At 68.1% G+C, this 12044-nt stretch carries 8 protein-coding genes; 3 read left to right on the plus strand and 5 right to left on the minus strand.

What is annotated here, in order from left to right:
* Positions 1-6: 6 nt before the first annotated feature.
* The gene (locus QQM39_RS19960) at positions 7-1257 is read right to left on the minus strand and encodes a methionine adenosyltransferase (RefSeq protein WP_301998466.1); all 1251 of its coding nucleotides are present in this window, start codon (positions 1255-1257) and stop codon (positions 7-9) included.
* 80 nt (positions 1258-1337) lie between these two features.
* Complete coding sequence (locus QQM39_RS19965) at positions 1338-2231, minus strand: aminoglycoside phosphotransferase family protein (RefSeq protein ID WP_301998469.1); 894 nt, start codon at positions 2229-2231, stop codon at positions 1338-1340.
* Positions 2232-2445: 214 nt separating this feature from the next.
* On the opposite strand from QQM39_RS19965, the gene QQM39_RS19970 reads away from it, so the two are divergent.
* The 3 genes from QQM39_RS19970 to QQM39_RS19980 all read left to right on the plus strand — a co-directional run bounded on the left by QQM39_RS19970 (position 2446) and on the right by QQM39_RS19980 (position 7436).
* Positions 2446-3666: a helix-turn-helix domain-containing protein gene (locus QQM39_RS19970; protein ID WP_301998471.1), complete on the plus strand. Its 1221-nt coding sequence runs from the start codon at positions 2446-2448 to the stop codon at positions 3664-3666.
* A gap of 10 nt (positions 3667-3676) precedes the next feature.
* Positions 3677-4159, plus strand: a complete 483-nt coding sequence (locus QQM39_RS19975; RefSeq protein ID WP_301998474.1) for an NUDIX hydrolase — start codon at positions 3677-3679, stop codon at positions 4157-4159.
* A gap of 703 nt (positions 4160-4862) precedes the next feature.
* Positions 4863-7436: a DUF262 domain-containing protein gene (locus tag QQM39_RS19980; protein ID WP_301998475.1), complete on the plus strand. Its 2574-nt coding sequence runs from the start codon at positions 4863-4865 to the stop codon at positions 7434-7436.
* 93 nt (positions 7437-7529) lie between these two features.
* Here the strand turns inward: QQM39_RS19980 and QQM39_RS19985 are convergent, their stop codons facing one another.
* From QQM39_RS19985 to drmC, 3 genes are all read right to left on the minus strand, one after another.
* Complete coding sequence (locus QQM39_RS19985; RefSeq protein ID WP_301998477.1) at positions 7530-9680, minus strand: UvrD-helicase domain-containing protein; 2151 nt, start codon at positions 9678-9680, stop codon at positions 7530-7532.
* Between the two features lie 114 nt (positions 9681-9794).
* The gene (locus tag QQM39_RS19990; protein WP_301998480.1) at positions 9795-11147 is read right to left on the minus strand and encodes a hypothetical protein; all 1353 of its coding nucleotides are present in this window, start codon (positions 11145-11147) and stop codon (positions 9795-9797) included.
* Positions 11148-11267: 120 nt separating this feature from the next.
* Positions 11268-12038, minus strand: a complete 771-nt coding sequence (gene drmC / locus QQM39_RS19995) for a DISARM system phospholipase D-like protein DrmC (protein WP_301998482.1) — start codon at positions 12036-12038, stop codon at positions 11268-11270.
* Positions 12039-12044: the final 6 nt, after the last annotated feature.

The raw sequence follows: 12044 nt of genomic DNA on the forward strand, positions 1-12044 counted from the left end.
TCACCATCAGCTCAGCACGATCCCGTCGGAAACCAGCTCGTCCGTCAGGGCCGGGAACTCGCCGAGCGCCTCGGCGACCAGGGCCTGCACCTTGTCCACCTCCGCGTCGGGAGAGGACAGGCGGACGAGGATGCGCCAGGGCTGATCGAGCCGCTGCCCGGTCGTGCTCACCAGGTGAACCTCGGCGTGCCCCTCGGTCGCCTCGTGGAGCCGGTTGGCGAGGCGCTGCGCGGCGACGTTGTACAGCTTGCCGACGTGGTAGACCGGGTTCTTGCCGTTGGCGCCTTCAAGATTCATCGGCCGCAGCGGTGTGATCAGCCCGTTGACCCTGTTGCCTCGCCCCACGACGCCTTCGTCACCCGACTCGATCGAGCTGCCGGTGTACGTCAGGTACAGCTCGTCCTTCTCCGGGACGTCGCGGGCGTTCAGTCGGAAGCGGGCCTCCGCTCCGGGCAGCCGGAGGGCGGCGAGGCGGTGGCACTCGGCGAGGACCATCTCCGCGTTGCGGACGTACTCCGCCCGGCTGGCGACGTGACGCGACTTCTGGGGGACGCACAACACGATGTCGGCCTGGGCTCCGTCCCAGTAGCCCATGAGTTTGACGTCCGAGCCGCACCAGGCGTGGGCGAGCGTGAACTCGCTCTTCCCGGAGAAGTGGTCCACCAGTTCCCGGACGAACGACTCGAAGGGGTTCTCCGGCGCCCAGCCGGTGCCGAGAGACGTGTCGTTGGAGAGCCGTACCCGCCGCTCGCGGAGATCCCCGACGGAGCGCGGGTTGAACCAACGGGTGCGGTCGGGCACCCCGTCGCCGGTGAGGACAGCACCCGGGCTCGAATTGCTGGTGATGTTGAAGACGATGTCGAGGTGGGCCGAGACCTCGGGCAGTCGCTCGTCGAAGAACGCCCGGACCTCTGCCTCCACTATCTCCTCGACTGGGATCCGCTCGCCGCCGCACAACGGCGCGGCCCTTCCATTGACCAGGACCCGCACCGGCGACGTCATCTGACCGGCGCCGTACCGCACCTCGCTGGCTCCACCGAGGAGGGCGAGCTTGTCGAAGTTGTGGTGCAGTACGGCGCCGAAGTGCTGAACGGTGTACCGGCTGTAGGCGCGGGACAACCGCTCGGCGAGATGGTCGGCCAGGGTGTCCGGATGGCCGAGGCCCTTGCGTTCCACGATGGTTGTCGCGTCCGGCTGGGCCATGCCGGTGTCTATGACGATGTGGCTGTTGTCGATGGTCGTGCTCGTACGAGGCATCACGAACTCCCGTTCAGGGGTGGGTAGAAGGGGATGAGCGCAGGCGTCAGCACGCCTGGACGAGCGGTGGAGCGGAGGATTCAGCGAGGGACGTCGGCAGCGCGTAGGAGCGCGACCGACTGAGCAAGCGACCGGTACGCGGAGGCAGCCTGTTCCTCGGCAGCGAGTCGATAGACGTCGTGGGCGGTGATGAGGTCGATGTCTTGCGTCCGACGGCGATCGAGCCAGAGGAGCAGGCGCCAGGCCAGGACCGGGCCACTGAACGGCAACCGGGTCAGGAGATCGACCGGGATGCGTCCGGGCGGCACGCCCCCGTACAGCAGGTCGCGTACGAGGTGGAAGACCACATCGGTGTAGTCGAGGACGGCCGGTCCGCAGGCGCTCGCCTCCCAGTCGACGACGTGCAGGCACTCGCCGTCGACGAGGAGGTGCTCGGGCTTGAGATCACCATGCAGGCGAACCACCGGATGGGAATCGATCGGTTGGAGGGCCTCACTCAGCACCGCCCACCAGGGCAGCGACCGGCAGCGAGGAGAGAACTGATCGAGCAGGAACTGGTGCGCGGAAGCGACACTTGCTTGCCGTGCTTCCCAGCCGGAGCCGGGAGTGGCGCCAGCGATAGGCCGGTGCAGCCTGCCGCTCACAGCCACGACGTGACCGATGTACTCCTCAATCGCTGAGTGCGTGCTTACCGAGCACGGCGACCCATCCACCGTCCGGAATGCCGTCCAAGACTCGGTCTCATCGTTTCCCGTGGCTAGGACGGCCGGGACCGAGATACCCCACAGGGCAGCGCGCTCGACCGTCTCGACCTCACGCAGGCGCCGACCCTCGGGATCGATGCCCACGTAGATCTTCAGCAAGGAACTGCCGTCTGTGGCGAACCGCGTTCTGGAGTACGGCTTGAGGACCGCCGGGCCGAACGGGCCGAGACCCTGCTCGATCCACGACTCCGCCGTCTTCGTGCTGCGCACCCTCCACACCTCCGGTCCGTATCAGCGAGCCGTGCCCTGCTCCTATCCGAGAAGCAGGACCGATCGCCAAAGCCAGTCGAGGCCAAGGGAGTTGACCACTTGCCCCGCGGCTTTTTCGATCTGCTGCGACAGTAGGTACGGCACCCCGCAACACCCCGGAAAATCCTTCCGGGGTCTATTCCGGCCACGAGGTGATGCTCAGGACATGCGAGGGATGACAGAGAACCTGACCATCGGCGAGCGCGTCGCCTGGTACCGGCGCCGACGCGGCCTCTCCCAAGAAGTCCTGGCCGGCCTTGTCGGGCGGACCACGGACTGGCTGAGCAAAGCGGAGAACAATCGGATCGAGCTCGACCGGCTCTCGGTGATCACCTCACTCGCCGAGGCCCTCGATGTCTCCCTCGGAGACCTGCTCGCCGAACCGACCCTCATGGAGTGGTCCAACGACAGCGGCCGCCGCACGGTCCCCGCCCTGCGCGAAGCCCTCATGGATTACAAGCAGCTCACGCCGCTGCTGGGACCTCCGCCCGATGACGAACCGCCCGCCCCGAAGGACCTTCGGGCCAACGTTAAGGAGATCCTCGACGCCTATCAGGCGTCCCGCTACGGCTTCGCCACGCGACGCCTTCCTCTCGTACTGGCCGATGCCCTCGCCGCATCCCGCGCGTACTCGGGGCGTGAGAGGGAGGATGCTCATGCCCTGCTCGCCCTGACCTACCAAGGCGCGGCCATGGTGCTGGGCAAGGTCGGGGAGCCGGAGCTGGCATGGATCGCCGCCGACCGCGGCCTGGCGGCCGCGCAGCACAGCGGCCAGAGCGCGGTGACAGGCTCGCTCTTCCGGGCGGTCACACACTGCCTGCTGGCCACCGGCCGCTTCACTGCGGCGATTCAGCTGGTGAACGATGCGGCGGCCGTCATGGAGCCCGGCCTGGGCACCGCGAACGACGAGTACCTCTCGGTCTACGGCACGCTCTTCCTCGCTGGCGCCATGGCGTCTGCCAGAGCGGAGGACCGGGCGACGACTCAGACCTTCCTCCGGGAAGCCGACGCAGCCGCGCAGCGACTGGGCGCCGACGCCAATCACCTGTGGACGGCCTTCGGCCCGACCAACGTGGCCATCCACTGCGTAGCCACCGCCGGAGAGCTCGGAGACATCCAGATAGCCGCGGACCTCGGGCAACGCATCGACACCAGCGACCTGCCTGTGGAACGACGTGTGAGGCACAGCCTGGAAGTCGCCCGAGCACTCAGCGCCTGGAACCGGACCGACGAAGCCCTGGCCACCCTGCTGGACGCCGAGCAGGCTGCCCCCGAGCAGGTGCGCCACCACTACCTGAGCCGGGAACTGGTCATCGGCTGGATCCGCGGTACTCGCGGCCGGCCGTCCCAGCCAGTGGCAGACCTGGCACGCAGGCTCGGCGTCGTCGGCGGTTAGAGTCCGTCCCGTGAGCGAGAACGAGCACGAAGCGAAGATGGCCCACCCGCGCATGGCAGCCGGCGCGCTCTTCTTCGACGACGCCGACCGGGTCCTGCTCGTCGAACCCTCGTACAAGGACTACCGCGACATCCCTGGCGGATACGTCGAGCACGGGGAGTCTCCCCGACAAGCGTGTGTGCGCGAAGTCCAGGAGGAACTGGGCATCAAGCCGGACATCGGCCGCCTGCTCGTCGTGGACTGGGCACCGAATCCGGGAGAGGGAGACAAGGTCCTCTACCTTTTCGATGGCGGCCGTCTCAGCGCGGACCAGCGCCAGCAGATCGCGCTGCAAGCCGACGAGCTCCGCACCTACGACTTCCATCACGCCGAGCGACTGCCAGAGCTCACGATCCCCCGCCTCGTACGACGAATCACCGCTGGCATCCAGGCGCGCGCAGACGGCCTGACCGCCTATCTGGAACATGGGGTGTCACCAGAAACACGGGCTTGACCAGATGCTCCTCGGCCCGTAACCACGCGAATTCCCCTGTTTCCACATGGACTTGAAATGAGCCTTCTGCGTCGGCGCGTGGTTTCCCGGCAGCGAGGGGCGAGACAATGACCTCGGTTGCCCGGCATTGCGTGCGCCGTTGTGAGAGGTGTGTTGCTTGGTTTCATCGCACCCGAGGGCAGGCTCCGGTTCGCAGAACACCGAGAAGGCCGAAGACACGATCAGCCGCATCCTTGCCCAAGGCGCCCGCTGAGCAGAGACGGCTCAAGGACGGCCGTAAGACGGAGGCCGTCCTGATCGGGATGGTCCGCGAGTGAGAGCAGATACACGCCGGCAGTTTCGAGTGCCGCCCTACCGGCAGCGGGGCCCATCTCTCCGACGACTCAAAGGCGATCGGCGACTTCCGGACCCTCGGACTGAGTACCGGCCTCTGCGCCATCAGTGACCACGCGATGGCCCGTACCTTCGCCTCGGGCTACCGAAAGTGGGGCGTCGGCAACTCACCGCCGGTGTCCTTCTGGAGCACCGTCACGATGCTGGAACCGAAAATGTGTGGCAGCGCGCCCTTGTGCGCCCTCGTGCAGCCGGGAGGCCCGGCTCCCGAAAGACGCGTCACCGCTACTGATCCAGTCGAGGACGAGGACACCCCCACCCCGATGGTGGAATATAGGTCGTCCGGGACTCGGCGGGGGGAAAGACGCGCGTGCACGCTCAGGAGACCACGTTCAACGAGCTCGTCCAGGGCGAGAAGCAGTACCAAGTGCCGCTCTATCAGCGCACCTATAGCTGGCAGCGGGATGAACTGCGGCAACTCTGGGACGATGTTCAAGAGTTGGTCGAGGAGCAGTTGGAAGGGCGGCCCCCCGCGGCGCACTTCCTCGGCTCCGTGGTGCTGGCCCCGGGCCGGATCACCGCCGGCGGCATGCAGCGCTGGCTCGTTGTCGACGGCCAGCAGCGGCTCACCACTCTCATGCTCGCCTTCACGGCTTTGCGCGACCGCCACCGGGAACGCGGCGCGGAGCAGAAGGCCGAGCGCATCCACGACCTTGTGCTCGTCAACAAGTACCGAAGCGGCGACGACCACTACCGGCTTCTGCCCACGCAGGCGGACCGCGACGCCTTCACCGCCTGTGTTGAGAGTTCGCCAAGGGCTGGCGGCCCCGGCAACGTGGGCGCCGCCTACCGGTTCTTCCTGGGCGCCCTCGCAGAGGGCGAGGAAAATGCTGGTGAGACGTGGACGGACGCGGTGGAGACCGTGCTGAGCGGTCTGCTGTCGATCGTGGAGATCACCGCGTCGGAGGGTGACAACGTCTACCGGATCTTCGAGTCGATCAACAACACTGGGGTCGGACTCAGCCAGAGCGACCTGCTGCGCAACTACCTCTTCATGTGCCTGCCGACCCGAGGTGAGTCCGTCTACCAGAGTCTCTGGCTGCCCATGCAGGAACGGCTGGGCCCCGCCAACCTCGAACTCCTCGTCTGGCTCGACCTGGTGGTGGCCGGCAACAGCCGGGCGAAGCAGAGCGAGATCTACCGGGACCAGAAGAAACGCCTGGAGCCTCTGAGCTCCGACGAAGCGGCCCTGGAGGCCGAGATCGCCTCCCTCGCCCGCCGGGCGGAACGTCTGATGCGGATCCTGGAACCCGAGAGGGAGGCCGACTCGGAGCTGCGCGAAGTGCTGGAGAGGCTCTCCCGGTGGGGCGGTCAGACCCACTACCCGCTGGCACTTCATCTGCTCGACCGCGTGGACGACGGGCAGGCCACACCCCACCAGGCCGCCCGGGCACTGGCGTACGCCGAGAGTTACATGGTGCGGCGCCTGTTCACCGGACACTCCACCACGGGCAGCAACCGAGTGTTCATGGAGATGGAGAAGGACGACGACCCGGCCGAGGCCGTAAGCCGCTTCCTGTCGAAGAGCAAGACGGGTGCCCGTGTCTGGCCCGACGACGACGCCGTCCGCGAGGCGATCCGCACCCGGCCGTTCTACAAGGCGGGCCGCAGCAACCAGCGGTTCCAGGTGCTGCGGAGGCTGGAGGAGAGCTACGGAGCGAGCGAACCGGTCGACTACGCTAAGGCACGCCTGACCGTTGAGCACGTGCTGCCGCAGAGCCCCGCGCACCAGTGGCTGGACCTGCTGGCCGAGGAGACCGAGGACGGACAGGGCGCCGAGGAACTCCACGCCCTACTCGTCCACACGCTTGGCAATCTGACTCTTTCGGCTGACAACGCGAAGCTCTCGAACCATCCGTTCCGCCGCAAGCAGGAGATCCTGGACTTCAGCTCCCTGCGGATGAACCAGGAGATCGCAGGGCGGGAACGTTGGGGGAAGGCGGAGATCCTCGACCGCGGCGCCGCCCTCGCCGACCGGGTGGTACGGCTGTGGCCCGGACCCGTCGCGGGCACGGTCCCGGTGGACGACGAGTGGTCCGGATGGAAGGAGCTGCGGGCCGCGCTTCTCGCCATGCCAGCCGGGACGTGGACGACGTACGGCGATGTCGCCGCGCTCATCGGCACCCACGCCGTTCCCGTCGGCCAGCATCTGGCGTCCAAGGTGGGCCTGCACGGCGCCTACCGGGTGCTGACGGCGGACGGCCGCGTCTCGGCGGGCTTCAGGTGGCCGGACGGCCAGGACCTCGGTGATGTGCGAACCCGTCTGGAGGCCGAGGGAGTTTCCTTCGATGACGCGGGCCGGGCCCGCCGATCCCACCGGCTGACCACCTCCGACCTGGCGGCCCTGCTGGGCAAGGATGTCGCCGATGAGACCGAGCCGTCACCGCGGGCCGACGGCGATGACCAGCAGTCGGCGGCCAGCCGGTTCGAAACGCAGCTACGCGACAACCAGACCGAGGAGACCGTCGACGGCGTCCTGGAAGCCCTGCGCTTCTGGGAGCAGCAGGGCGGTCATCTCGCCTACGGCCGAGCGAGCGAGACCAGTTGCTTCCCCACAGTGCGTTTCGGCAACGCCCCCGCCTCCCGAGAGCTGTGGCCCCTGGCCCTCTACCCGGTCTCCGGCACCGTCGAGGTCGTCTTCCAGTATCTGAAACGGCGCCCACCGTTCGACGACGAGCCTCTGCGGCGCGAGCTGATGAACCGCCTGAACAAGATCGAGGGCGTCGACCTGGCCGAGGCAAAACTGGACCTGCGCCCGTCCTTCGCGGTGGAGGTCTTCGCCGCGCACAGCGAGGAGATCTGCGCGGTGTTGGAGTGGTTCGCGCATACGGTGGCTCTCGCGGAGGCCCGCCGTATGGTGGACAAGGACCCCGGCACTCCCTGACCCCTCCGGTGGAGCGTGGGGCGACGGCATCCTGCGGCCCCACGCCACGTCACGCATGGGGCCTGTAGCAACGGCGTGCGGAGCCCATGGACATCACGGGCGCGGGTTGACGACCGGCGCCAGGAATGGACTCGGCGCTCCGTGCCAGGACACCCGCAGCGCCTCGCGCGCCCGCGTGCAGGCCACGAAGAGCAGGTTCAGCTCGCCGTTCAAGTCCTCCTGGTGCTGCTGGGCGTCGACGTCGACCGCGGTGACGGCCGACTTCATCGGTACGGTGCCGTCGTTCACTCCGGCCACGGCGACGCAGCGGAACTCCAGCCCCTTCATCCGGTGCATGGTGCCGATCCGGACACCGGGGCCGCCGTGCCCGACGCCGAGCACGCACGCGGCAAGGCCAGCCTGCTCCAGGGCCTGGGCGATGTCCCGCCCCAGTTGGACGAAGCGCACCGCCACCCCGATGTCCTCCGCCCGCACCCCTGCGCCGGTCCAGTCCCGCACCTGGGCCACCAGTGCCTCGATCTCCTCTGGTTTGGTGGCATACCCGGCTGTCTCCGGCCTCTCTCCGTGCATGGTGGAGCGGTATCCAGCCAGCGTCTCGTTCCCGCCGTCCATGTCGTCCGGCTCCTCACCGGTCAGCAGCGAGGCCGACCAGGCCAGGATCTCCTGTGTGGTGCGGTAGTTGATCCGCAGTCGGTGCGAGCGGCCGACGACCTGGACGCCGAGCGAGCGCAGCGACACCCGGTTCCCGTAGATCCGCTGGTAGGTGTCCCCGGCGAGGAACAGATCGTCCTGACCGGGAGCGACCAGGGCTCGCAGGAACCGCCACTGCGCAGGGTGCAGGTCTTGTGCCTCGTCGATCACGACATGGTGGTACGGCCGCTGCTCCCGGCCGTCCAGGACACGTGCCGCCTCAGCACACACCTGAAGGAACGTCCACTCGCCGGCCTGGCGCAACTGTTCCTGGAAAGCGGAGACGGCCCGCCATACCTGAAGGCGTTTCAGCGGTGGGAGCGCGGTGCCGCGGCCGGTGCGCGGCGCCTTCAAGTACTCCTCCGGTTCGGTCAGGGCCTGCGCGAGGACGATCTGACGCCACTCCTGGTCGAGGAAGACGTCCGTGAAGTCGATCCCCAGCCGCCGCGCGATGCGCGTCCAGCGGGCGGTGATCTCCTTCTGGTCGACGACCAGTTTCAGCGGGGCGCCGCCGCGCTCCGCCCGTACGATCTCGTTGGCCAGGGCGTCGACGTTGACCACCCGGATCCTCGCCCGGACCTCCTCTTCCTCGACCAGCAGCGTCAGGCAGCGCTCCAGTTCGGCCGCGAGATCCCTGGTGAAAGTGGTGAGCAGGACGCACCCGTCGGGGGCGCCCTCGGGCAGTTGCCGCGCCAGGTGGTACGCCCGGTGCAGGGCGACCACCGTCTTCCCCGTGCCGGGCCCGCCTGTGACGCGGGCCGGCCCGGCGTAGCCCTCGTGGTATGCCACCCGGTACTGGCTCGGGTGCAGGAAGACCCGCCAGGCGTCGAACGGCCGCTCCAGGATTCCCTGCAGTTCGACGGGGCCCGACACGAGCGCGACCCGGCCGCGGGAGCGGGCCATCGCGGTGCCCAGCTCGTCACCGTCGTCGGCCGCGGGGGTCCGCGCGGCGGTCCGGGCGTACGCCTGCACCAGTTCCCGGTCGATCGCCTCGGGCTTCATGCCGGTCGCGAGCCCCAGCAGTACGTCGTACTGATGCTCCGGCAGCACCTTGTGCAGTGCCTCCAGATGATCCTCGTCCGGGATCAGCCGGATGATCGGAAGGATCTCCTCGTCCACACCGAGGCTGCGCAGCACCTTGTCCGGGTAGTCGGAGGCGGGGAACAGGCGGGTCGGTTCCTCGGCGGCCAGCGCACGCAGCCCCGCCGTGGCCCGTTCCAGGGCCACGTCGTTGCGTATCTCGATGCCTTGCGTCGCCTCGTTCACCGACGCGCGGTGCTTGGCGGCCCAGTCGTTGGCCTTGTCATGGGGGAGCACCTTGAGCAGCAGGTAGCTGTCGCCCGACTCGCCCTTGAGGACGACGCCGCGCCAGAAGCCGGTGATGCGGATGGTCCGCAGCCGCGGATCTTTCTGGTGAGTCAGCTTCTCCAGGTGCAGCCCAGTGTGCGTGGCTGCCGCGAACTTCTCGAACACCTCGAAGACCCGCTTCTGCACTGGTTTCTCCAACGCCGCGAACTCCAGCAGGAAGTCCCGGTGCATCCCCAGCGTCGCCATCCGCGCCCCTCCAGAAGACTACGATCACCTTACTGACCGGCTCCGATTCGCGAGACCGGTCCGTACATGCCAGGGCAGCCGGATCGCCTCGATCGCCTCCGCCTGCGGCGCGGGTCAGTCGACTCGGCGGTTGCCGGGCGGAACCTCGCTCCGGTGCATCCCCACGACGACGGAGCCCGGCCCGCTGGCGGACAGGCTCTCGCGTATCAGGTCGATGACGTAGTCCCAGCCTGTGCCGCGCGTGCCGATCCATCCGTCCCTAAGCAGCGTGGTGAAGGTGGTGTTGTTGAGGTACCGGGGAACCGACTCCTCGACGATGCGTGTCCCGCCGGACGGCCCGTCGGCCTCGGGGCGTTGGAGCAGTTCCTGAAAGTGCTCCCGCGTCAGGTACATGCCGGGGATGAGGGCGGCGGAGTTCATCATGAAGGGAGTGGTTCGGCACAGTTTGACCATGCTGGGCGTGGGGACCAGACGTGGATCCCCCAGCGTCGTCGGCCTCTCCTGGCTGGTCCGAGTCCACTCGTTCTCGGCCTTGCACTGGTCGTCGACGGTCTCCATCCGCTTCAGCTCCCGCTCGCCGGTGGCATCGTGCCAGTACACCCAGCCGGGCCCGCTCTGACGCATCCGCTTGTACTGGAGCATGGCCACGCTTCGGGCGTGCTCGTTTACGTAGATCATGTCGACGCCCATGACGGTCTCGGCGTTCGTGCGGTTGGCGTTGTACACGAACAACCGATGGCGGGATTCAGAGTTACGACGGTAGATCCGCCAGCCGACCTGCACGGCGTCCTCGCCCTCCATGCCAGGGAAGCGCAGGTAGTCGTGGACGATCTGCTGGTCCTCGATCTGCCGGAGGGCGGGCATCCCTTCGATGAAGGGGACGGACCGGGAGCGGGGATCGTCGCCGCCGAGCGGCTGCTGCCACGCTTCGAGCTGATCGCGGTCCGCGCCGAATGTCTCCATGACGGTGCCCACCGCGTCCTTCTCAAAGCTCCGCTGTTCTCCCTCCCGACCTGTCGGAGGATTGGCCCCCAGGCTGTTCTCCAGGCCATCCAGCGTCTCGTTCAGTTCCGGCCGCAGATGCCGGATGGCGGCGAGCAGGTTGTCGCCGGCCGCGGGAGACAAACGACCGTCGTCCTTGAGGAACCGGCGGCTGGCCCCCATAGCGCCCTCAAGGTCGACGAGCGGCAGCGGAACCTGGAGTGCGGTGAAGTCACGGGCGAGCAGAGCACGTTCGTATGTACCCGACCGCCTGCCCGGGAAGACGCCGCCCACCCCGATGACCCTGCGCTGCTCATAGCGGGCGTGACGGTCCGTGAAGAAGGCGAGACACCACACACGCGGCTTCCTCCAGTCCTTGTACGGGTACGCGAAGGTCCGCTCACCCCGGGTCAGCCATGCCGGAGGTTTCTCAGGGAGCCGCTCCGTCATCAGCGCGGTGCTGTGTACTAGAGCGACGGCGACCATCAGCGACCTCCTGCATTTCGCGAAACTTGGAGGCTCAATTGTTGGTCAGTTTCCGGCTGTCCGGGCACAGTGGCTGTCAATCGGTCATGTGAATGGCGATCATTCGACGGTGGCGGTACCTCATGAAGCTCCTGGCCACCGCGCGAGAACCCCCCGACGCTGCAACTCCCGTATGTGGTCCGCCATTCGCCCCGGCATGGGACCGCCATTCAGCAGGACGCCCGCCTCGATGTTGCGCTCGGCGCCGGCCGCCGTGAGGTTGGCGCTGGAGAGGAAGAGGATCCGGTCGTCGGCCACCGCCAGTTTCGCGTGCAACCGGCTGCCGGGAGTGGGGCGTTGGCCCGTCGGCCAGTGCCAGAGCCGCAAGCCCGGTATACGGGAGAAAGCGTCGGCCGGTTCGCTCCCGGAGAGCAGCCCGCCCGCGCCTTTCAGCGTCTCCACGACGATATCCACCGTGACGCCTCGGGCCACGGCCTCGGACAGCGCTGCGGTCAGCGGTGCGTACGAGCGGGCCGAGTAGGTCACGGCGACGAGCCGGTGTTCCGCGGCGCCGACCACCTCCGTCAGCACCTGGGCGGTGGCGCGGCCGGGTGTCCCAGGCGTGGAAGGGCCGCTCCACACCGCACGGGCCTCGGTGTCCTCGCGCCGCCGGGTCCAGGCCGCCGCGTAACCCCGCAGATACGCCGCCGCCTCCGCCGAGGGAACGCCGTCCTCCGTCATCGACGCCAGCAACGCCGATACGGCTTCCAGCGCGGCCGGCGTCTGGAGCCTACCGAGGATGTACGCGGGCGAGCGGCCCTGGGAGAGGAGCGTGGCCAGCGCCTTGGTCCGTGTGGGCCCGAGCGAGGCGGCGGCCGTCGCTGCCGCCGCCTCGAATCGTCTGCGGCTCACCGGGTC

Source organism: Streptomyces sp. DT2A-34 (assembly GCF_030499515.1).
GTDB lineage: Bacteria > Actinomycetota > Actinomycetes > Streptomycetales > Streptomycetaceae > Streptomyces.

Coding starts and splice junctions, on each gene's coding strand:
- QQM39_RS19990 (WP_301998480.1), bottom strand. CDS start 11,147: ATGGTCGCCGTCGCTCTAGTACACAGCACCGCGCTGATGACGGAGCGG.
- QQM39_RS19970 (WP_301998471.1), top strand. CDS start 2,446: ATGACAGAGAACCTGACCATCGGCGAGCGCGTCGCCTGGTACCGGCGC.
- QQM39_RS19960 (WP_301998466.1), bottom strand. CDS start 1,257: ATGCCTCGTACGAGCACGACCATCGACAACAGCCACATCGTCATAGAC.
- QQM39_RS19985 (WP_301998477.1), bottom strand. CDS start 9,680: ATGGCGACGCTGGGGATGCACCGGGACTTCCTGCTGGAGTTCGCGGCG.